Genomic DNA, 26,262 nt, shown 5'->3' with positions numbered 1-26,262 from the left:
ATCCACCATGGAAAAATATCTCGATAGTAATGAACTCAATCAGGTGTTCTGCGCACTTGCTCCTGAGTTTAGAATAATGGCACCCGCCTATGAGCATTTGGGAGGCCGTTTTGCCCATACGGATAATCTGCTCTATCAACCGATTAGTCAGATAGATCAAATTGTCTGGAATAAAAAGTCACACTTTTCTCCCAAAGAAGTGGTACTACCGATAACTGAAACACTGTTTTATTTCAATGCGAATGAACTTAGGGAGTCAAAGGTAGAAGCAAGGCCAACCTTATTATTCTTACGCGCTTGTGATATTCATGCCCTTGAACGCTTAGATTACATGTACCTTCAAAATGGCGGTAATGCCGATTATTACTACCAAGCTAAGCGTAAAAAATTAAAGCTGGTATTACTTGAATGCCAATCCAGTTTTGAAAACTGCTTTTGTGTCTCTATGGGTACCAATGAGACTGACCAATTTGATGCCGCTATTCGGTTTGATGGGAATAATGGTGCTTACCTTAATATCAAAGATACCAGCTTACAGCCTTATTTTGACTCGCTTGGCATACATTGTGATTATCAACCTCAATTTGTACAGTCCAATCCCACCAGCGTTCGAACCCCCGATCAAGTCTGTGATGATCCCGCGCTAATTCGCCAAATACTACAAAATGACCCCAGTTGGGGCGAATATAATAGCCGTTGTATTGGTTGTGGCCGCTGTACAACCTCTTGCCCAACATGCAGCTGTTATAACGTGTTTGATATTGCTTACGATGAAAACCCTCAAATGGGTGAACGTCGACGTCAGCAAGCAAGTTGTATGACAGATAATTTTACTGATATGGCAGGTGGGCATAAATTTCGTCAAAAAACAGGTGAGCGCCTACGCTATCGTGCCCTACACAAAGTTAACGATTACAAAGCACGTCAAGGAAACCATCACATGTGTGTCGGTTGTGGCCGCTGTGATGATCGCTGTCCACAATATATTTCATTCACCAATATCATTAACCGTATGACAGATATTGTCGAACACCACATCGCAACCCAGCATCAGGAGCAAGAAAATGCCTGAACACCATCATGATTGCCATTCACACGACAATATTTTAATGCCGAATGCTTATCCTATCCTCGATATCATTAAATACACTGACAATGAATGGAATTTCCGCGTAGCAAAAAATTTCGAGACTAAACTGGGTCAATTTGTTGAAGTTTCATTACCCATGGTTGGTGAAGCCCCTATTTCAGTATCCGACTGTGGTGACAACTATATTGATTTATTAATTCGTAATGTCGGTAAAGTGACACAGCAGTTATTTCAATTAAAAATCGGTGACAATATTTGGATGCGCGGTGTACATGGTAATGGTTATCCAATTGAATCCTATCATGATAACCATTTAATCATCATCGCTGGAGGCACTGGAGTCGCCCCAGTTAAAGGCTTAATTCGTCACTTTGTCGAAGCGCCAGAAAAAATTAAAGGTATGGATATGATCTTAGGGTTTAAAAACCAAGATGCCGTACTTTATCGTGATGAAATGCCGCAATGGCGTCAATGCCAACATTTAATCACCACCTTAGATCAAGGTGAAGCAAATGATGAATTTGAAGTAGGTGTCGTTACTGAGCATATAGATAAACTGGATCTCTCAGATCTAGCTAATACACAAGCGATAGTGGTAGGCCCACCTATTATGATCAAATTTGCAGTACAAGCGCTGCTTCAGCAAGGACTGACCAAACAACAAATCTGGGTCGATTATGAACGCCGTATGGCATGTGCTGTTGGTAAATGTGGCCACTGCCGAATGGGTGAAAAATACGTTTGTATTGATGGCCCTGTATTTCGTTTTGATGAAGCTGAATATTTGATCGACTAGGAGGCTATGATGGGATTAGATGTAGATATAATTAAAACACGTGCTCAAGGTGACTATCGTCTTTCAAAAGTACGCGGTGAGTGCATGATCAGTGTCCGTATCCCTGGCGGAATTATGCCTGCATATTTACTCGCAGTGGCACAGCATATCGCAGAAAAATACGGTAATGGCACGATCCATTTAACGACTCGCCAAAAACTAGCAATGCCAGGTATTCGCTACCAAAATATTTCCAAAGTTAATGCTGCATTAGAGCCGTTTCTTAAAGATATTACGGTTGAGTTATGTGGTATTGATGTCAAAGATACTAAAGCAGGTTATCAAAGTATTGCAGGACGAAACATTGTTGCTTGCCAAGGTAGTCGTATCTGTCAAAAAGCCAACACCGACACAACCGGTTTAGCACAACGACTAGAACACCATATTTATCCGCAACCTTACCACTTAAAGTTAGTGCTCGCAGGTTGTCCAAATGATTGTGCTAAAGCGAATATGGCTGACTTTGGCATAATAGGCATCGCACAAGTTAACTTTAATTCTGCGCGCTGTATTGGCTGTGGTGCATGTGTTAAAGCTTGCAAACATCATGCGGTTAATTGCCTATCACTTAAAAATGGTAAAGCAACCAAAGAGATCAGTAAATGCATTGGCTGTGGTGAGTGCGTACTTGCGTGTCCAACTTTAGCTTGGCAACGTGATCCTAAGCAATTGTACATGGTCAAACTCGGCGGTCGTACTTCGAAAAAAACACCTCGTGTCGGTAAAACATTTCTTAACTGGGTAACAGAAGATGTACTGCATCAGGTTATCAGTAACTTACTTGAATTTGAAAAAGAAATGCTTGAAGGTACGCCCATTTATCTGCATATGGGACATCTGATTGATCGTGCGGGTTATCATAAATTTAAGCAACGAGTATTACGCGACGTTGAACTTAACCCTGAGGCACAAGTTGCTGAGCGCATATACTGGAATGAGGAAGAATATGTCGCCAATATTCATCTCACCTCAAGCAACCATTGAGGTTTCGATTCTATAAGCAAAAAAAAGCCCACCAAAAGGTGGGCTTTTCGATAAACGTCAGACGCTTATTATTTCTTAGTAAGCTTCTCGCGGATACGTGCTGATTTACCAGAACGCTCACGTAGGTAGTACAACTTGGCACGACGTACTGCACCACGACGTTTAACAGTAATGCTGTCAACTACTGGAGAGTGAGTTTGGAACGCACGCTCAACGCCTTCACCGTTCGAGATTTTACGAACAGTGAATGCTGAATGTAGACCACGGTTACGGATTGCGATTACAACGCCTTCGAAAGCCTGTAGACGCTCACGATCACCTTCTTTTACCTTAACTTGTACAACAACAGTGTCACCTGGTGCGAAAGTTGGTAGGTCTGTTTTTAGCTGCTCTTGCTCAAGAGCTTTAATGATGTTACTCATTTGGTATATACCCTAGAATAAACTGATACTAATTTAATTAAATGCTTGCTTTATGTTCGCGGATAAATTCCGCTAGCAAGAATTCCTGATCGTCAGTCAGAGCTAGGTTTTCCAGGAGCTCTGGTCTTCTCAGCCATGTACGGCCCAACGATTGCTTTAATCGCCAGCGACTAATCTCTTTATGATTGCCAGACATTAATACCGCAGGTACTTCATGTCCGTCCAACAATTCAGGTCGAGTGTAATGAGGACAATCTAGCCAACCATTTGCAAAAGAATCTTCTTCTGCTGACGCAAAATCACCCAGTACGCCCGGAACAAACCGAACCACCGCATCAATTAGCGTCATGGCAGGTAACTCGCCACCCGTTAACACAAAATCACCGATAGACCATTCTTCGTCTACCTCTTGCTGGATAATGCGCTCATCAACCCCTTCATAGCGACCACAGATAAGAATCAGATTCTCATTCTGCGCTAACTCCTCAACACCAGCTTGATCCAGCTTACGGCCTTGAGGGGAAAGGTAGATTACTTTAGCCTGACCTTTTGCAGATTGTTTGGCAGTGTGAATAGCATCGCGCAAAGGCTGTACCATCATTAACATACCAGGTCCACCACCATACGGTCGATCATCCACCGTACGATGTTTGTCATGCGTAAAATCACGAGGATTCCACGTATCGACACTCAAAAGGCCTTTTTTTACCGCCTGGCCTGTTACCCCATAATTGGTAATGGAAGAGAACATTTCAGGAAAAAGACTGATTACTCCAACCCACATATGCTCACTCACTTATTTACCAGGGATTAAAACTCAGGATCCCAGTCAACTTCGATCCGCTGAGCAGTGCGATCAATCAACTTGATGACCTGCTCATCGAGGAACGGGATTAGACGTTCCTTCTGTCCGAAAGCATCTTTGAGATTCGCCTTAACAACTAACACATCATTTGAACCTGTTTCCAGGATATCAGTGACTTTACCTAGGTCGTAACCTTCGGTAGTGACAACTGACATACCAAACAATTCACGCCAGTAGAATTCTTCATCTGACAGTGCGGGTAGTTGATCAGCCAAAACTGCTACTTCTGCATTAGTGAAAACTTGAGCATCCTCGCGGATATCCATGCCTTCTAGCTTAGCAACAAGACCTTGGCCGTGGCGTTTCCATGATTCAACATGGATTTCCGTCCACTCACCTTTGATTTTAATCATCCAAGGGGTATAGGAAAAAATACTTTCAGATTGTTCGGTGTAGGAAAAAACTTTGAGCCAACCCTTGATACCGTAGGTGGCACCCAGTTTACCGACAATAATGTGGTCTTGGTTTTTTACACTCATCGTTTTTCTCTGTACCTAATAGTACTAATTAAGCTGCTGCTTTAGCTGCATCTTTGATTAGTTTAGCTACACGATCAGTCGCCGCAGCGCCTTGACCTAACCAGTGGTTTACGCGATCTAGATCTAAACGTAAACGCTCTTCTTGACCCTTAGCTAGTGGGTTGAAGAAACCGATTTGCTCGATGTTTGCGCCGTCACGTGGAGCACGTGCGTCAGCAACAACGATTTGATAGAATGGACGCTTCTTAGCGCCGTGACGTGCCAAACGAATGGTTACCATATCGTCCTCTTTGCATTACTGTAAAATAAATGACCCCGCTATAATAACGAGGTCCGTGCCAAAATAAAGCCTCGGAATTTTACCCTTTGGAGCGGCGAATGCAACTGCTTTAGTTACTTTTTCGCCGTTTAAGTAGAATAAAATCTTCAAAAGCATTAAAAATCAAACTATTAGCGACCTGGGAACATGCCACCGCCAGGCATCATGCCTTTCATTTGGCGCATCATATTCTTCATTCCACCCTTTTGCATCTTTTTCATCATCTTTTGCATCTGGGTAAATTGCTTCAATAATCGATTTACATCTTGTACTTGAGTACCAGAACCAGCAGCAATACGCTTCTTTCGTGAGCCTTTAATTAGCTCAGGTCGAGCACGTTCGCCCTTAGTCATTGAATTGATAATAGCTTCCATTTGCATGAATATTTTATCATCAACTTTATCTTTCATATCACCTGGCAACTGCGACATACCCGGAAGTTTGTCGAGCATGCCCATCATGCCACCCATGTTTTTCATTTGCTGAAGCTGGCTACGGAAATCTTCAAGATCAAAACCTTTTTTATCTTTAAATTTCTTAGCTAATTTTTCTGCTTCTTTCTTATCAACGTTACGTTCTAGATCTTCAATTAGCGATAAAACATCGCCCATACCTAAAATACGCGACGCAACACGATCAGGGTGGAACGGTTCTAAGGCATCAGTTTTTTCACCAACACCTAAAAATTTAATTGGCTTACCAGTAATGTGGCGTACAGATAACGCCGCACCACCACGAGCATCACCATCAACCTTGGTCAAAATAACACCGGTTAGAGGCAATGCATCATTAAATGCTTTCGCTGTATTAGCCGCATCTTGACCTGTCATGGCATCAACCACAAACAAGGTTTCAACTGGATTTAATGCTTTATGGACGTCTTTTATTTCATCCATCATTTCTTCATCGACATGCAAACGACCTGCAGTATCGACAATCACTACATCATAGAACTTGGTTTTACCGTGTTCTAAAGCAGCTTTTACAATCGCTAATGGTTTTTGCTCAACGGATGATGGGAAGAAATCTACCCCCACATCAGCAGCCAGCGTTTCTAGTTGCTTAATTGCCGCTGGACGGTAAACGTCGGCAGAAACAACCAATACTTTCTTTTTATCACGCTCTTTTAATAGCTTACCCAGTTTACCAACACTGGTAGTTTTACCTGCACCTTGTAAGCCTGCCATCAAAATAACGGCTGGCGGCTGGCAACTTAAATCAAGCGCTTCATTGCCATCACCCATTACTGCTTCAAGTTCAGATTGAACAATCTTAATGAACTCTTGGCCTGGCGTTAGACTTTTTGATACTTCGGTACCAACAGCACGCTCTTTTACACGCTTAACAAATTCACGAACAACAGGTAGCGCAACGTCGGCTTCGAGTAATGCCATCCGAACTTCACGCAAGGTATCCTTTATATTGTCATCCGTAAGACGACCACGGCCGCTGACATTTTTAAGCGTTCGCGATAAACGCTCGGTTAAATTTTCGAACATGTGGTGCTACTCGCTCGTTACGCAACTCAATCAAAAATTGCAAAATTATCAAAATTGCTACAAGTATACCGCAAAAAAGCTTGGTCTTTCATGTAAACCCACTGCTCTTTTTGGGATTACATTGGCGACTAAGGTTTGAGCAGGGTATAATTGCTGCTTCTACATATTAAAAATAGCTATTCGTTACTAAGGAGCTATCTGGTTGACTATGGACATGTTAATTGCCATCCCGGCAGTATGCTTTTATATCATTGCATTACTGCTTGTTGTCCCAGGGCTTGCTAACAATAACGGCATTAAAACTCAACCGGTTTTTATTACCGCCATTATTGCAATTGCCTTGCATCTGCTATTGCTTAAGGATCTTATCCTTGGTGCATCAGGTCAAAATCTCAGCATCCTTAACGTTGCATCGCTAATAAGCGTTATTGTTGCCAGTTTAACTACAGTTGCAATGTTAAAAATGCGGATCTGGTTTTTACTACCCGTCGTTTACAGTTTCGCTGCCATTAACTTGTTTGCCGCAACTATACTGCCCGGTACTTTTATTACTCATTTAGAGGCACAACCGCAAGCTTTAGTACATATTTCTCTGGCATTGTTCTCATATTCAACCTTAATGATTGCCACTTTGTACGCACTGCAACTGGCTTGGCTTGATCATAAATTAAAGCATAAAAAAAGCTTACAGATTAATCCTAACATTCCACCATTAATGATGGTAGAACGCCAACTTTTCAAGATCATTGTCGTCGGCTATAGCTTATTAACCGTCACTTTAATCAGCGGTTACTTTTTTATTGGTGACATTATTGCTCAAGGCAAAGCCCATAAGGCCATCCTATCCTTGCTTGCTTGGCTAATTTACAGCGTATTATTATGGGGTCATTACCGTCAAGGTTGGCGTGGACGTAAAGTGGTTTGGTTTAGTTTAGCCGGCGCTTTTTTACTAACACTAGCCTATTTTGGTAGCCGGTTTGTCAAAGAAATTATCATTGGTAGCTAGTTAACGCACATCAGCTTAAATTATTGCTACACTTGTTTTTATAATAGCTACTGTTCTATATATTATTGTTCGTTTATTCAATAACTAACAATATTTGCTTAATCTGTTAAGGACTGCCCCTTTTGGACCAAATTTCCACAGGCTTATTATTTGCTTTACTCGCTCTTATGATCATCATTTCAGCTTACTTTTCAAGTTCTGAAACGGGAATGATGACGCTCAATCGTTATAAACTGCGCCACCTTGCCAGCCAAGGACATAAAGGGGCTCAGCGGGTTGAGAAACTTCTTTCACGTACCGATCGTTTACTTGGTTTAATTCTGATCGGTAATAATCTGGTTAATATTATCGCATCAGCCATTGCAACGATTATCGGTATGCGCCTCTATGGTGATGCCGGTGTTGCTATCGCAACCGCTATCTTAACCATTGTTATTCTTGTTTTTGCTGAAGTTACTCCAAAAACAGTCGCAGCGCTTTATCCAGAAAAAGTCTCTTACACCAGTAGTATCTTACTCAATATTTTAATGAAGTTACTCTACCCATTAGTATGGTTTGTTAATGGGATTACTAACGGCTTCTTGTTTATCCTTGGTGTAAAAAAAGATACTAACAGTGCCTCAAACATTAACTCTGAAGAATTACGTACCATCGTTAATGAAGCGGGTTCACTGATCCCGCGCCGCCATCAAAATATGTTGCTCTCGATTCTTGATTTAGAAAATGTCACCGTTGAAGAATTGATGATCCCACGTAATGAAATTGCAGCCATCAACGTTAATGATGATTGGAAATCTATTGTGCGTCAGCTAAGTCATTCAGCGCATGGGCGAATTGTCTTATACCGCGATAATATTGACGAAGTGGTCGGTATGTTACGTGTTCGTGAAGCCTACCGTTTAATGATGGATAAGAATGATTTTAGTAAAGAGAATCTACTTCGTGCTGCTGATGAAGTGTATTTCATTCCAGAAGGCACACCGTTAAATATTCAATTATTAAAATTCCAACGCAATAAAGAACGTATTGGTCTAATTGTCGATGAATACGGCGATATTCAAGGCTTGATCACTGTCGAAGATATTCTTGAAGAGATTGTTGGTGAATTTACCACCTCAATTGCACCAACACTGGCGGAAGAAATTACCCCACAGAAAGATGGTAGTTTATTAATTGAAGGTAGCGCCAATATTCGCGATCTTAATAAGAGTTTAAATTGGCAGTTACCAACAGATGGACCACGCACATTAAACGGTTTTATTCTCGAGCATTTAGAATATATTCCAGAAGAAAATATCAAAGTTGATATTAGTGGCCACAAAATGGAAATCATTGAAGTTTCAGGCAATATGATTAAATTAGTTAAAGTGTTACCCATGCACAGCGCAGCAACAATAGACACTGAAACTAACACCGATACCGAACAAGAATCAAAGACGCCTTAACGCTAATAGCTACATAAAAAATAGCGACAATAAAAAAGCCACTCGATGATTGTTCACACCGAGTGGCTTTTTTTATGCTTAAATCGTAGTCGTTATTTAACTTGTAACTGTTGTAGCATCGCATCTGGTAGAGCAAGCGCATCATTTTTATTAACTTCAATACCAGCACTAATGATCGCTTCTGCAATCAATTTTGCTTCAGCGAGCGAATGCATATTATAGGTACCACATTGATATTCATTGAGCTCAGGTATTTGCTCTTGGGTTTCTACCGCCAACACATCTCTCATCGCAGCTAGCCAAGCAGTTACGACTTGCTGCTCAGTTGGCGTACCAATTAAGCTCATATAGAAACCGGTACGACACCCCATAGGTGAAATATCAATAATTTCAACCGTGCTAGAGTTTAAATGCTGACGCATAAACCCTGCGTACAAATGCTCTAACGTATGAATACCACGTTCACTGAGAATATCAGCATTAGGACGACAAAAACGTAAATCAAATACGGTAATGGTATCGCCTTTAGGGGTTTGCATGGTCTTTGCTATCCGTACTGCGGGAGCATGCATTTTGGTATGATCGACAGTAAAGCTATCAAGTAATGGCATTGCTTACTTCTCCTTGTCTAAATAAAAATAAATCTTAGCAGTTAATTTTTATAGTGCTTATAACAATTAACTTACCACCAGCTTTTATTGGCATCGAGCTCTTTGCGGCATTGTTTCAGTTGCCAGCCATAATTTTTCGATTGCTGTTCGACTTTACGCGCCACTTTCATTAACCACGGTTTTCGACGATAAGTTCCGCGCTTATAGCCACCACGACCATCGTGATAAGCTAAATATTGAGCATACGCATTCCATTTAGAAATACCTAACTGACGTTGGGTTTCATGGGTATACCAACCAATAAACTGCATAGCATCAGCAAAATCACTGCGTGAACCACCATGCCCGGTATGCTTTTGAAAGTCTGACCATGCCGGATCTTGCGCTTGAGCGTACCCATAGGCACTGCTTACTCGACCCCATGGAATAAAACCAAGCACGTAATCTTTAGGAGGTAGTGCATCGTGACGGTAACTACTTTCTTGTTTCATAATCGCCATAGCAACATTAATAGGCGTTCCCCATTGCTGCTGCATGTCGAGTGCATCTTCATACCAATCAGGGTATTGACGGAAAATACTACACAGATTTGATTGGTTGCTTGGCGGCGGCGTCGCACAGCCGCTAACAATTAAGGCCACCACTGTTAGCAACAATAATCGTACACGTAATCGCATTTTTTATCCTATTCGTTAACCACTAAAATCGATCAAAAAAAAGCTGACATCCAAAGAAGTCAGCTTGATACGATTAATTATTTAGCGTCGGTATTTCTACATCAACGTCAGCGAAATAATCTGCTAAGAAATCATCAAACGAAAGTGTGTCACTTTGCTCAATTTGACGCTGTTTAATCACTGATGCCGCTACTTCTTGCTCAAATGTTGCTTGATCATAAAAGCGGAAATCTTGTTGCGCTAATTGTTTTGCATGGGCTGTCGCATAAAAATCACCAAGAGCACTAATACCTTGATACGTTTTAATTTGCTCTAATAATCTCGCTGAAAACGTTAGCTGTGGATCGTTAATCCAAGTTAATAATCGCTGACAAGTTTGCTGATATTTCTTATCGCCATGTAAAGCATCGATTGTGATTGCAACTTGTTCAAGTTCAGCAAACACTCGTTGTCCCCATGTCTTTAGAAGTAACTCTTCACCATCGCAACCAATTTTCAGTTCCAATAGCGGATTACGACCATCAACAACAACTTTATTCCAATTATCACGCCAACAGGCTAATTCGCAATCGGTCATCGCTGGTGATGGCGTTAAAACAGCCCAAGTTAAAAACAGATCAAGGAAACGCACCTGATCTTCATCAATACCAATTGGACTAAATGGGTTAACGTCTAACGAGCGTACTTCAATGTATTCCACCCCAGCACGCTTCAATGCTTCTGATGGCTTTTCACCACTTTTAGCTACACGCTTAGGTCTAATAGGAGCATATAGTTCATTTTCGATCTGTAATACATTGCTATTTAACTGCTGACGTTTACCATCAACAACTACACCTAATTGAGAAAACTCCTCTGACGGTGTATGAATTGCACTGTTTAAACCGGTCAAATATTGTTCAATACTATTAAAACCAATTTTTAACGAACTTTGGGCGTTATTGGTATAACCTAAATCACTTAATCGTAATGCGGTGGCATTTTCTAAAAAGTAGGTACCTTTGCCTACTTTCCCAAATGAAGCTTTAAGCGCTTCATTTTGAATAAATGAACCACACATTGCAGGAGAAGAACCGAATAAATACGGAATTAACCACCCAAAACGGTAATAATTTCGAATCAATGCAAAATAGGCATCAGAAACTGAATCTTGTCGTTGTTGCTCTGTTTGCTCACCAAACAAACTATCCCAAAAAGTATCAGGAAAAGAAAAGTTAAAATGCACGCCTGAAATAATCTGCATCACGCTGCCGTAACGACGCTTGAGACCTTCACGATAAAGAGTTTTCATTTGGCCAGTATTTGAACTGCCATATTGCGCTAGCTCGATCTCATCCTGATCGCCAACAAAACACGGCATAGACATCGGCCATAAGCGCTCGCCAGCCATATGGCTTAAAGAAAACTTATGAATATCGTCTAATTGTGCTAACAGTTGGTCAACATCACGTGAGACAGGGGTAATAAACTCTAATAAGGATTCAGCGAAATCAGTAGTGATCCATTTATTCGTTAGTGCCGAACCTAAAGCACTTGGGTGTGGTAATGAAGATACTTTTAAATCTTCTGTTATGCGCAAAGATTCACGCTCAAGACCACGCCCTAGCTGTGTTAATGCCTCAGGGTTATTGGCAACCTGTTGCAACCTTTCGAAAAAAGTCATGAAGGCCATTCTCATTTTTATCCAATTGAAGAAACAGGGTAATCATTATTAACCACGATTACCATGCTTTATAGTATTAATAATTGTGAAACATATTTACTACACAGTAACAGCCTCTAGCTTAATAAAGGCTGTTACCGCTATTATATTTTACTGATTAAGCACTAATTGATGAACCGGTAAACCTAAGGTCTTTAATTGCGGTAGTAATGTTTTAGCGTCACCAACAATAATAATTTGATAGTCTTTAGGGTTAAACCATTTATGAGCCAACTTATCCATTTCAGCTTTAGTAATTGTTGCGACAATATGATTGCGCTCAGCAACAAAACTCGGGGCTAAGTCATAACTTAAAATGGTACCGAGTAAAGAGGCCTTTTTAGACGGTGTTTCATAACTTAGTGCATCTTGTTGACCCACAGCTAACCGCATAAATTTAACTTCTTTATCCGTTAACCCTGTGGTACTCATGCGCTTTAACTCTGCTATAAATTCTTTTATTGCTGGTAACGTCGCATTGGCACGTACTTGAGCATAAAAACTTGCCATACCAATTTCACGACCACCAGTTAAATAACCACCAGCACCATAGGTATAGCCTTTGTCTTCACGTAAGTTTAAATTTAAACGACTATTAAAGTTACCGGCTAAATTGAAGTTAGCGAGTTGGGTTTTAAATAATTCTCCCGTAGCATCATAAGCCATGCCTTGGCGCACTAGCCGTATTACTGTTTGCGGCGCATGGGGTTTATTCACTAACCAAATTGCTTGTTGTGATAAATGCGGTAGTGTTGGTGTAATAAAGGTTGGTTTAGGCGCACCTCGCCAAGTGGCTAATGGAGCGAGATCAGCACTTAGATTTGCTTGTTTAATATCGCCAACAACCACAATATCGGCACCATTTGGGGTGTAGTAACGCTGGTAGAAATCTTTAACATCTTGCAATGTGATGGCATTAATTGATGCTTGAGTTCCCTCTGCTGGGCGACTAAATAGTGTGCCTTTAAACAACACATCACGAGTCGCTTGGCTTGCTAACCATTCTGCGCTTTGATGTTCATAAACAATGCCTTCTAACATTTGTTTTTTCAAACGCTTGAAATCAGACTCAGTGAATTTAGGTTGCAACAACCGTTGCTCAAATAATGCGAGGGTCTGAGGTAGATTCTTAGTCAAACTATTTAATGATACGGTAGAGTTATAAAGCCCTGCATTCACGGTAATACTACTGCCCAAAGTATCAAGTTTGGACGCCATCGCTTCAGCGGTTAATTTAGCAGTACCTTCATTCATCATTGCCGCAGTTAATTGTGCTAACCCTGCTTTACCTTCAGGCTCAACCCGACGTCCAGCAGGTACACTTAACTGTAAGGTAATGGTTGGGGTTTCTTTATATTCAGTACCAATAACTTTAATGCCATTAGCTAATTTAAACTCATACAAGCTTGGCATCACCGCTTTAACTGGTGTCGATGCTTGTGGCATCACAGCACGATCAAAGTTATCAGTGACAGTTCGGTAAGCAAGATCTTGTTCTTTGATCTTGTGGTGTGGCGGTAAATGGCGCGGTGCAGGTGTAAAGTTTGGCTTCGCAGCCTCTAACTGCAATTGTCCTTTCGGTACCACACTTAAACTAACACTTGGCTGCTGATATAAATATTTATTGTAAACAGCCATCACACTATTGGTGGTTACTCGATTAACATTAGCAAGCTCAGTCGGTAAATAGTTAGGATCACCAAAAAATGTTTGGTAAGCCGCTAACTGAGATACTTTACCAGCAACACTTTGCAAACCATAAATTGCGCTTGCAGCTACTGAGCCTTTAATTTCATTTAACTGTTGTTGGTTAATACCTTGAGCTTCAATACCATTAACCACGTTCATCACTTTAGTGCGCAATTGGCTTAGATTGCCTTTATTACCACTTGGAGCCATCGCATATACATACATAGTACAAGCTAGCTCAGCGCAATCTTGAAAAGCACCTGCGTCAACAGCTTCACCAGTCTTAACTAACTTTTGATACAGTAAACTATTGGTACCACTACCAATAATTTGTCCAAGCATATCAAGTGATGATTGATCTTTAGCCCCAAGATAAGCTGTCGGCCATGCCATCATTAGCATTGGTTGTTGAATATTATCTTCAAGAGTAATAAAACGATTATGCGTTAAGGTGGCCGGCTGTTTAGGTGCATTTTTTACTTCTGGACCACGAGGGATCGAGCCGAAGTATTTATTGATCCATGCTAGCGTCTGCGCTTTATTGATGTCGCCACCAATAGTTAAAGTGGCGTTATTAGGCCCATACCAACGTAGGAAAAAGGCTTTAAGATCATTAACATCAACCCGATCAAGATCTTCAACATAACCAATTGTTTGCCATGAATACGGATGGCTACGTGGATATAACGCCTCAGCCATCTTTTCATAAATCATCCCATAAGGGCGATTTTCAAAATTTTGAGCGCGCTCATTTTTAACCGTTGAACGCTGAATTTCAAATTTACGCTGTGACACAGCATCGAGTAAGAAACCCATTCGATCTGATTCTAACCACAATACTTTTTGGAGCTGATTAGCCGGAACCGTTTCATAATAATTGGTACGGTCACGATTAGTGCTACCATTAAGGCTGCCTCCCGCTTCTGTAATTAGTCGAAAATGTTGCTGATCACCAACATGTTTTGACCCTTGAAACATCATATGCTCAAAGAAGTGGGCAAAACCAGATTTTCCCTGCTGTTCTCGCGCCGATCCAACATGATAAGTCACATCGACATTAACCAAAGGATCGGAATCATCAGGCGATAAAATAACCGTTAACCCATTGGCTAGTTGATATTTACTGTAAGGTATTACCGCCTTTCCAGGTACGGCTTTCACCTGTTCGATAAACTTAACGCCTTGCGGTAAGTTATCATTTACAGCAGCATGTTCACTCCATTGACTACAACCAGCTAATGACAGTAATGCAGCACTTAAGACCCACTTTTGCACGTTAATATATTCCTTACACTGATAATCCGGGAAATAGCCCTAACACAATCACGGCTAAAGCAACATAGCGGATCATTTTCCCAATAAAAATGGCGGTAGCACACCACCAAAAACGCATACGTAACCATCCAGCAGCTAAGCATAATGGATCACCAATAAGTGGCATCCAACTTAATAATAAACTCCAGTAACCATATTTCTTTAGCCACAATAATGCTTTATTACTTTGCTTATTCTCTGCCGTTTTATCTGGCAGCAACAAGCCAAGCCAATAATTAGTCAGCCCACCAAGAGTATTGCCTATTGTCACCACCGCCACAATTTGCCAAACAGGGTTATCACCCATTTTTAAAGCGGCAATGAAATTAGCCTCAGAACCACCAGGTAATAAAGTCGCGCTTAAAAAACCAGTCGCAAATAATACCCATAATCCAAGATCGCCGTTCATTAATTCTGTCATCAAGCTGTTATCTCATAAATTGATGCTTTAAAGCCGTAATGCAGCTCGAAACCCTAGCTACAATAGTACAAATTATTCGGTTTTGATAATAATACCAAGCCTGTTAATAATCTGTTATTTAATCTTTTATTTAACACTGAGAATAGTTACGACGAGGAAATTAAAAACAACATATTGATGTTATAGGCAGGAGAATTATGATCAAACAACAAAGAAATGGAATCGAGACTAAAATGGGGATATAAAAAAAGCCCAGCTTAAGCTGAGCTTTTAAATGATGGTGCGCGCGGGAGGATTCGAACCTCCGACCGCCTGGTTCGTAGCCAAGTACTCTATCCAGCTGAGCTACGCGCGCACTAAATTTGTTATAACAACAGACATTAAGGTCTATTGCTTTAAATGATGGTGCGCGCGGGAGGATTCGAACCTCCGACCGCCTGGTTCGTAGCCAAGTACTCTATCCAGCTGAGCTACGCGCGCACTAAATTTGTTATAACAACAGACATTAAGGTCTATTACTTTAAATGATGGTGCGCGCGGGAGGATTCGAACCTCCGACCGCCTGGTTCGTAGCCAGGTACTCTATCCAGCTGAGCTACGCGCGCACTAAATTTGTTACAACAACAGACATTGAGGTCTATTACTTTAAATGATGGTGCGCGCGGGAGGATTCGAACCTCCGACCGCCTGGTTCGTAGCCAGGTACTCTATCCAGCTGAGCTACGCGCGCACTAAATTTTGTTGCAACAACAGACATTGAGGTCTATTACTTTAAATGATGGTGCGCGCGGGAGGATTCGAACCTCCGACCGCCTGGTTCGTAGCCAGGTACTCTATCCAGCTGAGCTACGCGCGCACTAAATTTGTTACAACAACAGACATTGAGGTCTATTACTTTAAATGATGGTGCGCGCGGGAGGATTCGAACCTCCGACCGCCTGGTTCGTAGCCAGGTACTCTATCCAGCTGAGCTACGCGCGCACTGTGTTTCTTTTAAGACAATATCTTGCTAGAAACAATTCCTTTTAGCTATAAAAAGGAATAGTGCAATCGTCAAACCTTACCTTGCGGTAATTTTTAACAACTTGCAAAAGAATGGCGGTGAAGGAGGGATTCGAACCCTCGATACGGGATAAACCGTATACTCCCTTAGCAGGGGAGCGCCTTCAGCCTCTCGGCCACCTCACCACACAAATTGGTATAAGTAACAAGTTAACTATTACAATTAACTCATCGCTTAAATAATGGTGCGCGCGGGAGGATTCGAACCTCCGACCGCCTGGTTCGTAGCCAGGTACTCTATCCAGCTGAGCTACGCGCGCACTGGGTGTTTCTTGCTAAAGAAAACACCATATTGATATCAACATCGTTGCCATCAATAAAGAATGGCGGTGAAGGAGGGATTCGAACCCTCGATACGGGATAAACCGTATACTCCCTTAGCAGGGGAGCGCCTTCAGCCTCTCGGCCACCTCACCACACAATTCGGTGCAAGTAATAAGTTATACTAGCGGCTAAAGCTAACATGACTCATTGCTTAAATAATGGTGCGCGCGGGAGGATTCGAACCTCCGACCGCCTGGTTCGTAGCCAGGTACTCTATCCAGCTGAGCTACGCGCGCACTGTGCTTTACTACCGTTCTATTATCCCAAATTAAGATAATTAAATCAATAAGAAAGCGTTCACAATATCCATTAAAAAATAATGGCGGTGAAGGAGGGATTCGAACCCTCGATACGGGATAAACCGTATACTCCCTTAGCAGGGGAGCGCCTTCAGCCTCTCGGCCACCTCACCACGTTGTGGAGGCACATATTACTGTTAGCCAAAAATAAGTCAAACACTTTATTGATAAAAACCAACACTCGCCGCACGAATGCACACTTAGTAAGCAATGCGATAATTAATACAACGTAAGTGATGAAATATTCATTTTTCGAGACAGATCATCGTCTCTGAAGCTTACAAAAAATATGAGCTTTGATCTGCATTTAATCGTAACGACCAAGGTGTCGCTTTTCTACAGACACAAAAAAGGCCAGGATAATTATCCTAGCCCTCTTCGAATTAGTAGTTACCAGTACTCGGAGTACCAGCTTCTTTTTCTGCTTGAATTCGCATATAAATTTCTTCACGGTGAACAGATACTTCTTTAGGTGCATTAACACCAATACGTACCTGATTTCCCTTAACCCCAAGAACAGTAACCGTTACTTCGTCACCGATCATTAGAGTTTCACCTACACGACGTGTTAAAATTAGCATTCGAGTGCTCCTTGAGTAATCTCAGTCTTATAAGAATTTAACGTTTTTTATCCAATAAAATTCACAATTTCGTAAATAGCCGTGGCTCAAGAAACAGCAAGATGCGATAGATTACCTAAATACTGGCTATCGACCACAAATTTTTCATGGATTAAATCAACAGCTGCGAGATGATCATCTTCATTAATCAATAAAGACAAACATTTCTTATCGCCCTGATATGTATGCACTGTAATGCCAGCCTCTTGCAGTACCATTTGAATATACTTCAAATGTTGCTGAATATCCTTTCCTATCAAAGAAAGTATAGAGACCATACCAATATGGCGCATTTTACTATCAAACACTAGCCTTAAACGCGCTAAATCATCATTAGAAATAACGATTTGTGATGTGTCATCACTAGAATTAGTTGATAAATTCCAAGCTGTCAAACCATATAGGTCCAACTGCTCATTAAGAACAGTTGCTGGTAGTGCAATATTAACTAAAATTTGCTGCCTTTGGAGCGCAACGCCAATGATGCTCTGATTACTCATTACATCGAAATTCACTAACGTTCCCTGCCCTTCTTCAAACGAAGAAAGAACACGTAATGGAACGCGATGTTGGCACGCATACTCTACAGACTGTAATTGTAGCACTTTTGCCCCTAGGCGCGCCATGCAAGTCATGTAATCAAAATGAATAACATCCAAACGGGCTGCAGTTGGTACAATTCTTGGATCGGTAGAATACACTCCATCAACATCAGTAAAGATCTGGCACTCATCGGCCTTAAGTGCACTAGCAATAGCAACCGCAGTAGTATCTGACCCACCACGTCCTAAGGTTGTGACATTGCCATCAATGTCACGTCCTTGGAAACCGGCCACGACAACAATGTTGCCTTGGCCAAGTAATGTGGTCATATGCTGGGTTTCAACTTCATCGATAGTGGCATTATTGAAGTTGCTATCAGTGTGGATAACAACTTGATCTGCCGTCAATGAAATTGCGCTATAGCCCCGTTTATTCAACGCCATAGCCAACAAGGCAATTGACACCTGCTCACCCGCTGCAAGTAAAACATCAAGCTCACGTGGAGTAGGTACAGCATCAATCTGCTTAGCTAAGCCTAACAAACGATTAGTCTCACCAGCCATTGCAGACAAGACAACAACAACTTGGTGGCCACACTGGCTGGCTTTTATTACTCGCTCAGCAACAGCTTCTATTCGCTCAATACTACCGACCGATGTACCACCAAATTTCTGCACTAATAGTGCCACATTACCTCTCCAGTGATTACAGTTTGTCAGCAAGCCATGGTGCAACAGTGTCTAATGCTGCAGGCAATGCTGCTGCGTCAGTACCACCAGCTTGCGCCATATCTGGACGACCACCGCCCTTACCGCCAACTTGCAGTGCAACTAAATTAACTAGTTCACCTGCTTTTACTTTGCCAATTAAATCTTTGGTTACACCAGCGATTAAGCCCACTTTGCCATCGCTAACATTACCTAATAGCACCACACCGCTACCTAATTGATTTTTCAATTCATCAACCATGCCACGAAGTGCTTTGTTATCAGCACCATCAAGCTTAGCGATTAATACGTTAACGCCATTGATTTGTTGTGCTTTATTGATCAAGCTCGCACCTTCTTGTGCGGCAAGCTTATCTTTTAACTGCTGAATTTCTTTTTCTAGTTGTTTGCTGTGTGATACTAGTGCATCAACCTTGCTAACCACAGAAGCTACATCAGATTTCACTAAACGCGCTGTTTTCGCTAGCATCATATCTTCAGTGTGCATCGCAGCAATTGCGCCAGCGCCTGTCACCGCTTCAATACGACGAATACCAGCAGCAATACCACTTTCAGATAAAATCTTAAATAAACCGATATCACCAGTACGTGTTGCGTGCACACCACCACAAAGTTCAGTTGAGAAATCACCCATGCTTAATACGCGCACTTGGTCATCATACTTCTCACCAAATAATGCCATCGCGCCTTTTGCTTTCGCAGCTTCGATATCCATGATGTTAGTATCGATACTATGGTTAGCACGAATTTGATCGTTCACCATATTCTCAACAGCACGTAATTGCTCAGGTTTAACTGCTTCTAAGTTTGAGAAGTCAAAACGAAGGCTATCCGCTTTTACTAATGAACCTTTCTGAGAAACATGATCACCTAAAATAGTACGCAGTGCTGCATGCATTAAGTGTGTCGCTGAGTGGTTAAGGCTAATCGCTTGACGACGCTCAGAATCAACAGCTGCTGTTAATTGCTGACCTACTGTTAGCGAACCTTCAACTAGTTGGCCTTTATGACCGGTTGCAGCGCCAAACTTTTGCGTATCAGCAACGTTAAACACTACACCTTCAGCTGTTAGTAAACCGCTATCGCCACATTGACCACCTGATTCTGCGTAGAATGGTGTGTTTGATAATACAACTAATGCGTTTTCACCAGCATTGATGCTATCAACAGCGTTACCATCACGGTATAACGCCACAATCACACCTTCGCCATCAGTCGAACTGTAGCCACAGAATTCTGTTTCAGCATCAACTTTAATGGCGTCATTGTAGTCAACACCAAAGTTACCCGCGTCACGTGCACGTTGACGTTGCGCTGCCATTGCTGTTTCAAAACCATCTTCATCGATTGAGAAACCACGCTCTCGAGCAACGTCATTAGTTAAATCAGCTGGGAAACCGTAAGTATCATAAAGTTTAAATACCGTTTCACCGTCAAGTACATTGCCGTCGATATTATCTAACGCTTCATTAAGAATAGTCAGACCACGCTCAAGGGTGCGGCTAAAGTTATCTTCTTCAATCTTTAATACTTTCTCTACAAGTTCTTGTTGTGCTTTAAGCTCAACACCTGCGGTGCCCATGATCTCAGCTAATGGACCTACAAGTTTGTAGAAGAACACGCCTTGTGCACCTAACTTGTTTCCGTGGCGTACTGCACGACGAATAATACGACGTAATACATAACCACGGCCTTCGTTTGATGGCATCACACCATCAGCAATAAGGAAAGCACAAGAACGGATATGGTCAGCTACAACGCGTAGTGATTGATTAGACAAATCGTCATAACCAATAACAGCAGCAGCTTCTTTAATTAGCGTTTGGAAAATATCGATTTCGTAGTTTGAGTGTACGCCTTGCATGATTGCAGCAATACGCTCAATACCCATACCTGTATCTACAGATGGCTTAGGTAGCGGTTCCATTGTGCCGTCAGCCTGACGGTTGAACTGCATAAATACGTTATTCCAGATCTCAATGAAACGGTCACCATCTTCTTCTGGCGTACCAGGACGGCCACCCCAGATATGATCGCCGTGATCATAGAAAATTTCAGTACATGGACCACAAGGACCAGTGTCACCCATTTGCCAGAAGTTATCTGAAGCAAACGGAGCTCCTTTATTGTCACCAATACGAACGATGCGATCAGCTGGAATACCAATTTCTTTATTCCAAATTTCAAACGCTTCATCATCGCTTTCATAGATAGTAACCACTAAACGATCTTCAGGCAGTTGAAGCTCTTTAGTTAGAAACTCCCACGCATAACCAATCGCATCATGCTTGAAGTAATCGCCGAAGCTGAAGTTACCTAGCATTTCAAAGAAAGTATGGTGACGGGCTGTAAAGCCTACATTTTCAAGGTCGTTATGTTTACCACCCGCACGAACACAACGCTGAGCGCTTGTCGCACGTGTATAGTTACGCTTTTCAAGACCTAGGAATGTATCTTTAAACTGGTTCATACCTGCGTTAGTGAATAACAACGTTGGGTCATTCGCAGGTACAAGAGATGAGCTTTCCACGATCTGGTGGCCTTTGCTCTCGAAAAACGCAAGATACGCGCAGCGAATCTCATCAGTGCTCATGTACATTGGCAAATCCTGAATTAATGCTTGAAATAGAAAGACAGAAAAGCACCTCGAGGTGATTTTCTTCGGTAACCGTTGACGCCTTAAACCACAAGGCTTTGTGAACAATTACCATCTAGTAATAAAGCTAAGATAAATTTTTTGGGGGCTATTGTAAAACAACGGTAGCTATTACGGGAAATGATATGTGGCAAAATGTATCAAATAATCATCCTTTATATAGCCAATGAAAGCTCAACCCCCTTGTAAACTATTCATATAACATATGAACTATCGTCAATGATGGCGATTAATTAAAATTTAGTTGCCACCGATGCGCACAACATTGGTGGCTTTTTTGAACAAATGCATCAATATTATTTATTAATTTCTTTATCTGATAGCCCTTGTACGGAATGTAATAGCGACGCCACTATAGAATCACTATCTATACTCTCACCGTTTAATACTCGCGCTAGAATATCACTCGCAAATTGCTGCGGTGAAATAACAATGTCAGGATTAACACTTTTTACTTTATTGATATTTTTGCTTTCATTCACCAGTGCTACAGTACGGGCAGAGCTGGCTAATTCAATTGCTGATAACACAATAAATGCATTATCGGCATCATCATCACTAAGAGCCAAGACAGCTTTGGCATTCATTACCCCAGCTTGAGTTAAGATGGAGCCATCACTGTAGTCACCAACAACAACATCTAGTCCTTCTAATTGGTCTTTAGCCACTTGCTGTATTCGCGGTGAAACAATAACCGTAATCGGCTGCTTGCGCTCCGTTAGTTGCTTGATGGTATTAACGGCTAGGCTTGATAAGCCACAAATTATAAAGTGATTAGTACGATCCATTTTTTTGCTATTACCTTTAACAAGTCGTTCAAAACCACTATGAACAACAGGGCCTAACACTGACGTTGCCGAAGTGGCAAAGACTGTGATGCCTGACACAATAACCGAAATAGTAAACAATCGAGCGGGTTCAGACACTGGAACAATATCACCATATCCAACGGTAGACATGGTTTCTATCGCATAATAAAACGCTGTTAATAAACTAGTTATTTTAGGATTAAATCCATCACCAAAATATAATGCGCCATAAGTTGATGTTAATAATAAAGTAATAACACTAATTAACGCAAAGATACTACCTGCGGCAACACTGCTTTTCGAAAAGTATTTACGCACCATAAATAACAACACTAATGATGCGATACCATAGTGAATATTATGGGTTTGCTGAGGGTGAATATGAGCGGTATAAAATATATTGATCAGCATTAACGTAAAACTGATCATCCATGAAATTCTGGCTCTAAAAAAAAGCCCTACCGAACTCATAACAATAAACACCCCCAACATAAAGTAAGGAGCATTGGTTAAAAAGCTGGTATTAATTTGCTCGTAATCTCGAACATTGAACAACGTAAACAGATCAATCGGCAAACCATAAATCGTATGAAAAATAAGTCCGCTGTTACCTAAGACAAACAAAGCCACAAAAATATGACGCAGAGTATAAAGCCACTTGGTAAACCGTCGAATGGTGTTCGCCATCCAATGTATAAACGAATAATGTTCTTTCATTACAGTATGATTAACCTAAGTATGTGCTTATTCCATGACGATAAAACTAAGCCCTTAACTCTGATTGACTGACTAAAGGAAAGCGACCGATAGCGCGGGGAGTTAGAATAATTCTATCAAGTACCTTAGCATTTTACTAAGAAAGCCACTTCATCGCATTGTTAATATTCACATACAAAACAATATATCAGGCTATGAGGAAATAATAATAAGAGGAAGAAAAAGATTTACCACCCAAGCACAACCCATGCCCGTTATCATTCCAGCAAAAATTTCTAACCGAGTGTGCCCGATCTGCTCTCGTAACTGAGGGGAAGCAGTTCCTCGGTTCAATAGATTAATCATCACTGCATGTTGAGCCATTTTCTGCCGCAAGCCGTTTGCATCAAGCATAACAATAAATGCTAAACCAACCGCCACCCCAAAGGCTGGAGTATCAATGCCATCTTTTAATGCAATAAGAGCAGCCACACTACAAACAATACTAGTATGATTACTCGGTAACCCGCCATAACCAATTAATTTAAAGGCTAATTGCCTAGATTTTATTGAGTTAATTAAAAACTTACTACAGCCAGCAACTAGCCATGTAAAAAATGGCGTAATCAAATAACTAAAATCCATTAATCCCTCTTTAGATCCATATTATATAAATACAAGATGCAACCCATAACAGAATAGATAATTGTAATTGATAGTCCTCAAATAAAACATCTGCTGGCGATTCCCCTCTCCCATTACCTTCGACGACAAACCAATATCGATATAATCCAAAAATAACAAAAGGAATAGTAATAACCATCTCAGTATTTACTGATATAACAAACAAACTATAAAATAGTAATGCACAAATAGATGACATCTCAGCATATCGGTTCATCAACGGCACGGTATAAAAACGTAAAACATTACGGCTTATAGCATTACTTTTAAGGATCTCTTGACGGCGCTTAATCGAAGCAAGAAATAAAGCTAATGAGAAGGTTGTTATAAACATCCATGCCGATAATGGAACCTGGATTGCAACAGCTCCTGCATAAACACGTAAAACAAAGCCAATAGCAATCGTAAAAATATCAAGAACGGGTTGATGTTTAAGATATAGACTATAAGCTATATTTAATAAAATATAGCTAACAACAACACTAAAAACATTTTTGTTAAACATCCCTAAGACAATAATAACACTATATAATATACAGATTAAAATAATCGCAGCTTGTTTTGAAACATCACCAGAAGCTAAAGGTCTTTGGGATTTAATTGGATGCTGACGATCGCTTTCAATATCCATATAATCATTAAAAACATAAGTAACAGATGACGCTATACAAAATAATACCATTGCCAAAAATGCATCAACTATTGCAACTTTACTATCTAATAATCCAGAAAAAATAACAGGCGCGAGAACAAAAAAATTCTTAACCCAATGCTTAGGCCTCATTAACTTTATAAATTTAAAAAATGAGAATTGTCTAAAAAGTAAAATTATCTTATTGATCACATTCATTTAAAAACCCAATAATACGATATATTAATCAAACAACATTAATGGGGATGTTATTAAAACAATGAGACTAATGCTCACTTAAACATAGCAACAGCCATTTATTTATATGAAACAAATAAAACTGTAAAATCAAGTGTAGCCTACAAGATATAATTTAATGTCTCACTTATATGAAAATTAACGCTTTCATATATATATAATAAAATATCAATCTTAATACAATTATTCTTTAATCAATAACTATATTCAATAAACGATAGTTTAAAGCAGTACCTGTATTAAAGATTTTTAATCACATTGGTTTTAGGTGAGACTATTTTATATATGGAAAACACTCGTCATGAACATAACCAGTTGGGGTAAATATCCTTATATTGATGCCACGGTTAATTACCTACAATTTAAATCTCAAACAATCGCGCTTCAACCTCATACTATTGCTCGAGGTTTAGGCCGTAGCTATGGCGATAGTGCATTATCTGCTCATATAATAGACTGTCATAAATTAGACTATTTTCAGTCTTTTGACTCCGAAACGGGACTACTGACCTGTAATGCAGGTGTCTCACTTGAGGCTATTTTGCAATACTTTGTCCCCAAAGGCTGGTTTCTACCAGTCACACCTGGCACTAAATTTGTAACAGTTGGCGGAGCAATTGCAAGTGATGTGCATGGCAAAAATCACCATATTTCAGGTTGCTTTAGCGACCATGTACAATCTTTCGAACTATTAACGGTCAACTCAGGCATTTTAAAATGCTCTCGTAGCAACTATTCCAACTTGTTTTACGCAACCTGTGGCGGAATGGGGCTAACAGGCATTATTTTATCGGTTTCTTTTCACTTACTCCCAATAAAAAGTGCCTATATCAAACAAAAAACCATAAAATCCAATAACCTAAAACAACTTTTGAGCTTATTTGAAACGAATAAACATTATACCTATTCTGTAGCATGGATTGATTGTTCTGCAACAGGCGAAAGTTTAGGCCGCTCTTTATTAATCTTGGGGGAACACGCAGAAACAGGTCCATTAACTACCCATCAAAAAAGTAAATTCACCATTCCCTTTTATTTCCCTACTACGTTGTTAAATCCACATACAATTAAAATATTTAACGCACTCTATTTTCGACGAGTTCGCCATCAAGAAACCACCGCAACAGTACACTACGACCCATTTTTTTATCCATTAGATAGTATTCGTAATTGGAACAACATCTATGGAAAAAAAGGATTTACGCAATATCAATTTGTGATCCCAAAGTCGGCAGGTATTAATGGATTAACCGAAATATTAACGACAGTGTCCAACTCAAAGCAAAACTCATTACTGGCGGTACTAAAACTATTTGGTAAAAAAAATGCCAACTATCTCTCTTTTCCAATAGAAGGCTACACGTTGGCATTAGATTTTAAGCTAACCCCCAAAGTACTAGCATTACTCGATGAATTAGATGCAATCGTCACCAAACTTAACGGGAGGTTATATTTATCAAAAGATGTCCGCATGTCAGAAAAGATGTTTAAAGCCGGCTACCCCCAATGGACGTCTTTTCAAGCAATACGCCAACACTACCAAGCCGACAAGGTGTTCCAATCTCTACAATCTCTGCGTATAGGGCTATAAGCC

22 protein-coding genes and 11 tRNA genes are annotated in these 26,262 nt (G+C 40.7%); 6 read left to right on the top strand and 27 right to left on the bottom strand.

The window, feature by feature from the left end:
* Positions 1-7: 7 nt before the first annotated feature.
* The 3 genes from asrA to asrC are packed head-to-tail and all read left to right on the top strand — an operon-like array spanning position 8 to position 2,909.
* Positions 8-1,072 (top strand): anaerobic sulfite reductase subunit AsrA, encoded by a 1,065-nt coding sequence (gene asrA, locus PPBDW_RS03125; protein ID WP_036793359.1) that lies wholly within the window; start codon positions 8-10, stop codon positions 1,070-1,072.
* Positions 1,065-1,886 (top strand): anaerobic sulfite reductase subunit AsrB, encoded by an 822-nt coding sequence (asrB, locus tag PPBDW_RS03120; RefSeq protein WP_036793358.1) that lies wholly within the window; start codon positions 1,065-1,067, stop codon positions 1,884-1,886. The genes asrA and asrB overlap by 8 nt, the downstream gene beginning before the upstream one ends.
* A 9-nt stretch (positions 1,887-1,895) precedes the next feature.
* A complete protein-coding gene (gene asrC / locus PPBDW_RS03115) occupies positions 1,896-2,909 on the top strand; it encodes a sulfite reductase subunit C (protein ID WP_036793357.1) in 1,014 nt (337 codons plus the stop codon).
* 68 nt (positions 2,910-2,977) lie between these two features.
* On the opposite strand, the gene rplS is transcribed toward asrC, so the two are convergent.
* The 5 genes from rplS to ffh form a co-directional block, all read right to left on the bottom strand.
* Positions 2,978-3,331 (bottom strand): 50S ribosomal protein L19, encoded by a 354-nt coding sequence (gene rplS, locus PPBDW_RS03110; RefSeq protein ID WP_036793356.1) that lies wholly within the window; start codon positions 3,329-3,331, stop codon positions 2,978-2,980.
* A 37-nt stretch (positions 3,332-3,368) separates the two neighbouring features.
* Complete coding sequence (gene trmD / locus PPBDW_RS03105) at positions 3,369-4,115, bottom strand: tRNA (guanosine(37)-N1)-methyltransferase TrmD (protein WP_036793355.1); 747 nt, start codon at positions 4,113-4,115, stop codon at positions 3,369-3,371.
* A 26-nt stretch (positions 4,116-4,141) separates the two neighbouring features.
* A complete protein-coding gene (gene rimM, locus PPBDW_RS03100; protein ID WP_036793354.1) occupies positions 4,142-4,675 on the bottom strand; it encodes a ribosome maturation factor RimM in 534 nt (177 codons plus the stop codon).
* A 28-nt stretch (positions 4,676-4,703) separates the two neighbouring features.
* Entirely contained in the window at positions 4,704-4,955 is a 252-nt protein-coding gene (gene rpsP / locus PPBDW_RS03095; protein WP_036793353.1) for a 30S ribosomal protein S16, read from the bottom strand.
* Between the two features lie 170 nt (positions 4,956-5,125).
* The gene (ffh, locus tag PPBDW_RS03090) at positions 5,126-6,493 is read right to left on the bottom strand and encodes a signal recognition particle protein (RefSeq protein ID WP_036793352.1); all 1,368 of its coding nucleotides are present in this window, start codon (positions 6,491-6,493) and stop codon (positions 5,126-5,128) included.
* Positions 6,494-6,701: 208 nt separating this feature from the next.
* On the opposite strand from ffh, the gene PPBDW_RS03085 reads away from it, so the two are divergent.
* Both PPBDW_RS03085 and PPBDW_RS03080 read left to right on the top strand, forming a co-directional pair.
* The gene (locus PPBDW_RS03085; protein ID WP_036793351.1) at positions 6,702-7,499 is read left to right on the top strand and encodes a cytochrome C assembly family protein; all 798 of its coding nucleotides are present in this window, start codon (positions 6,702-6,704) and stop codon (positions 7,497-7,499) included.
* A 122-nt stretch (positions 7,500-7,621) separates the two neighbouring features.
* Positions 7,622-8,944, top strand: a complete 1,323-nt coding sequence (locus tag PPBDW_RS03080) for an HlyC/CorC family transporter (RefSeq protein ID WP_054261971.1) — start codon at positions 7,622-7,624, stop codon at positions 8,942-8,944.
* A 92-nt stretch (positions 8,945-9,036) separates the two neighbouring features.
* Here PPBDW_RS03080 and luxS read toward each other — a convergent pair whose 3' ends face one another.
* The 22 genes from luxS to PPBDW_RS02970 all read right to left on the bottom strand — a co-directional run bounded on the left by luxS (position 9,037) and on the right by PPBDW_RS02970 (position 24,629).
* Entirely contained in the window at positions 9,037-9,555 is a 519-nt protein-coding gene (gene luxS / locus PPBDW_RS03075; RefSeq protein ID WP_036793350.1) for an S-ribosylhomocysteine lyase, read from the bottom strand.
* A gap of 71 nt (positions 9,556-9,626) precedes the next feature.
* Positions 9,627-10,232: a transglycosylase SLT domain-containing protein gene (locus tag PPBDW_RS03070; RefSeq protein ID WP_036793349.1), complete on the bottom strand. Its 606-nt coding sequence runs from the start codon at positions 10,230-10,232 to the stop codon at positions 9,627-9,629.
* 73 nt (positions 10,233-10,305) lie between these two features.
* Positions 10,306-11,895 carry a glutamate--cysteine ligase gene (gene gshA / locus PPBDW_RS03065; RefSeq protein WP_036793348.1) on the bottom strand — a complete coding sequence of 530 codons (1,590 nt, stop codon included), beginning with the start codon at positions 11,893-11,895 and terminating at the stop codon, positions 10,306-10,308.
* 150 nt (positions 11,896-12,045) lie between these two features.
* Positions 12,046-14,898, bottom strand: a complete 2,853-nt coding sequence (locus PPBDW_RS03060; protein ID WP_036793347.1) for a M16 family metallopeptidase — start codon at positions 14,896-14,898, stop codon at positions 12,046-12,048.
* Positions 14,899-14,911: 13 nt separating this feature from the next.
* Positions 14,912-15,358 carry a YqaA family protein gene (locus PPBDW_RS03055; protein WP_036793346.1) on the bottom strand — a complete coding sequence of 149 codons (447 nt, stop codon included), beginning with the start codon at positions 15,356-15,358 and terminating at the stop codon, positions 14,912-14,914.
* A gap of 278 nt (positions 15,359-15,636) precedes the next feature.
* Positions 15,637-15,713, bottom strand: a tRNA-Arg gene (locus PPBDW_RS03050).
* A gap of 48 nt (positions 15,714-15,761) precedes the next feature.
* A tRNA-Arg gene (locus tag PPBDW_RS03045) sits at positions 15,762-15,838 on the bottom strand.
* A 48-nt stretch (positions 15,839-15,886) separates the two neighbouring features.
* Positions 15,887-15,963, bottom strand: a tRNA-Arg gene (locus PPBDW_RS03040).
* A 48-nt stretch (positions 15,964-16,011) separates the two neighbouring features.
* Positions 16,012-16,088, bottom strand: a tRNA-Arg gene (locus PPBDW_RS03035).
* Between the two features lie 49 nt (positions 16,089-16,137).
* Positions 16,138-16,214: transfer RNA gene (locus PPBDW_RS03030), tRNA-Arg, on the bottom strand.
* A gap of 48 nt (positions 16,215-16,262) precedes the next feature.
* Positions 16,263-16,339: transfer RNA gene (locus PPBDW_RS03025), tRNA-Arg, on the bottom strand.
* A 115-nt stretch (positions 16,340-16,454) separates the two neighbouring features.
* Positions 16,455-16,546: transfer RNA gene (locus PPBDW_RS03020), tRNA-Ser, on the bottom strand.
* A 57-nt stretch (positions 16,547-16,603) separates the two neighbouring features.
* Positions 16,604-16,680 (bottom strand) — tRNA-Arg (locus tag PPBDW_RS03015).
* Between the two features lie 64 nt (positions 16,681-16,744).
* Positions 16,745-16,836: transfer RNA gene (locus tag PPBDW_RS03010), tRNA-Ser, on the bottom strand.
* Positions 16,837-16,903: 67 nt separating this feature from the next.
* A tRNA-Arg gene (locus tag PPBDW_RS03005) sits at positions 16,904-16,980 on the bottom strand.
* An 84-nt stretch (positions 16,981-17,064) separates the two neighbouring features.
* Positions 17,065-17,156 (bottom strand) — tRNA-Ser (locus PPBDW_RS03000).
* Positions 17,157-17,426: 270 nt separating this feature from the next.
* On the bottom strand, positions 17,427-17,624 hold the full coding sequence (gene csrA, locus PPBDW_RS02995) for a carbon storage regulator CsrA (protein WP_036793345.1): 198 nt from the start codon (positions 17,622-17,624) through the stop codon (positions 17,427-17,429).
* Between the two features lie 86 nt (positions 17,625-17,710).
* Positions 17,711-18,895: an aspartate kinase gene (locus tag PPBDW_RS02990; protein WP_036793344.1), complete on the bottom strand. Its 1,185-nt coding sequence runs from the start codon at positions 18,893-18,895 to the stop codon at positions 17,711-17,713.
* Positions 18,896-18,911: 16 nt separating this feature from the next.
* Entirely contained in the window at positions 18,912-21,533 is a 2,622-nt protein-coding gene (gene alaS, locus PPBDW_RS02985) for an alanine--tRNA ligase (protein WP_036793343.1), read from the bottom strand.
* A 353-nt stretch (positions 21,534-21,886) separates the two neighbouring features.
* Complete coding sequence (kch, locus tag PPBDW_RS02980) at positions 21,887-23,116, bottom strand: voltage-gated potassium channel protein (RefSeq protein ID WP_036793342.1); 1,230 nt, start codon at positions 23,114-23,116, stop codon at positions 21,887-21,889.
* Positions 23,117-23,308: 192 nt separating this feature from the next.
* Positions 23,309-23,740, bottom strand: a complete 432-nt coding sequence (locus tag PPBDW_RS02975) for a divergent PAP2 family protein (RefSeq protein ID WP_036793341.1) — start codon at positions 23,738-23,740, stop codon at positions 23,309-23,311.
* Positions 23,741-23,750: 10 nt separating this feature from the next.
* Positions 23,751-24,629 (bottom strand): decaprenyl-phosphate phosphoribosyltransferase, encoded by an 879-nt coding sequence (locus PPBDW_RS02970; RefSeq protein WP_054261970.1) that lies wholly within the window; start codon positions 24,627-24,629, stop codon positions 23,751-23,753.
* Between the two features lie 340 nt (positions 24,630-24,969).
* Between PPBDW_RS02970 and PPBDW_RS02965 the strand changes: the two genes are divergently transcribed.
* Positions 24,970-26,259, top strand: a complete 1,290-nt coding sequence (locus PPBDW_RS02965) for an FAD-binding oxidoreductase (RefSeq protein ID WP_036793340.1) — start codon at positions 24,970-24,972, stop codon at positions 26,257-26,259.
* The last annotated feature ends 3 nt before the right edge of the window (positions 26,260-26,262 follow it).

Source organism: Photobacterium kishitanii (genome assembly GCF_000613045.3).
Lineage (GTDB): Bacteria > Pseudomonadota > Gammaproteobacteria > Enterobacterales > Vibrionaceae > Photobacterium > Photobacterium kishitanii.
The sequence above is the reverse complement of the archived record's forward strand: the minus strand, read 5'-3'. Positions and strand labels throughout refer to the sequence as shown.

What these genes read in the sequence shown, in the direction of transcription:
- asrA (WP_036793359.1), top strand. Translation starts at nt 8, where the DNA reads ATGGAAAAATATCTCGATAGTAATGAACTCAATCAGGTGTTCTGCGCA.
- asrB (WP_036793358.1), top strand. Translation starts at nt 1,065, where the DNA reads ATGCCTGAACACCATCATGATTGCCATTCACACGACAATATTTTAATG.
- asrC (WP_036793357.1), top strand. Translation starts at nt 1,896, where the DNA reads ATGGGATTAGATGTAGATATAATTAAAACACGTGCTCAAGGTGACTAT.
- rplS (WP_036793356.1), bottom strand. Translation starts at nt 3,331, where the DNA reads ATGAGTAACATCATTAAAGCTCTTGAGCAAGAGCAGCTAAAAACAGAC.
- trmD (WP_036793355.1), bottom strand. Translation starts at nt 4,115, where the DNA reads ATGTGGGTTGGAGTAATCAGTCTTTTTCCTGAAATGTTCTCTTCCATT.
- rimM (WP_036793354.1), bottom strand. Translation starts at nt 4,675, where the DNA reads ATGAGTGTAAAAAACCAAGACCACATTATTGTCGGTAAACTGGGTGCC.
- rpsP (WP_036793353.1), bottom strand. Translation starts at nt 4,955, where the DNA reads ATGGTAACCATTCGTTTGGCACGTCACGGCGCTAAGAAGCGTCCATTC.
- ffh (WP_036793352.1), bottom strand. Translation starts at nt 6,493, where the DNA reads ATGTTCGAAAATTTAACCGAGCGTTTATCGCGAACGCTTAAAAATGTC.
- PPBDW_RS03085 (WP_036793351.1), top strand. Translation starts at nt 6,702, where the DNA reads ATGGACATGTTAATTGCCATCCCGGCAGTATGCTTTTATATCATTGCA.
- luxS (WP_036793350.1), bottom strand. Translation starts at nt 9,555, where the DNA reads ATGCCATTACTTGATAGCTTTACTGTCGATCATACCAAAATGCATGCT.
- PPBDW_RS03070 (WP_036793349.1), bottom strand. Translation starts at nt 10,232, where the DNA reads ATGCGATTACGTGTACGATTATTGTTGCTAACAGTGGTGGCCTTAATT.
- gshA (WP_036793348.1), bottom strand. Translation starts at nt 11,895, where the DNA reads ATGACTTTTTTCGAAAGGTTGCAACAGGTTGCCAATAACCCTGAGGCA.
- PPBDW_RS03055 (WP_036793346.1), bottom strand. Translation starts at nt 15,358, where the DNA reads ATGACAGAATTAATGAACGGCGATCTTGGATTATGGGTATTATTTGCG.
- csrA (WP_036793345.1), bottom strand. Translation starts at nt 17,624, where the DNA reads ATGCTAATTTTAACACGTCGTGTAGGTGAAACTCTAATGATCGGTGAC.
- alaS (WP_036793343.1), bottom strand. Translation starts at nt 21,533, where the DNA reads ATGTACATGAGCACTGATGAGATTCGCTGCGCGTATCTTGCGTTTTTC.
- kch (WP_036793342.1), bottom strand. Translation starts at nt 23,116, where the DNA reads ATGAAAGAACATTATTCGTTTATACATTGGATGGCGAACACCATTCGA.
- PPBDW_RS02975 (WP_036793341.1), bottom strand. Translation starts at nt 23,740, where the DNA reads ATGGATTTTAGTTATTTGATTACGCCATTTTTTACATGGCTAGTTGCT.
- PPBDW_RS02970 (WP_054261970.1), bottom strand. Translation starts at nt 24,629, where the DNA reads ATGAATGTGATCAATAAGATAATTTTACTTTTTAGACAATTCTCATTT.
- PPBDW_RS02965 (WP_036793340.1), top strand. Translation starts at nt 24,970, where the DNA reads ATGAACATAACCAGTTGGGGTAAATATCCTTATATTGATGCCACGGTT.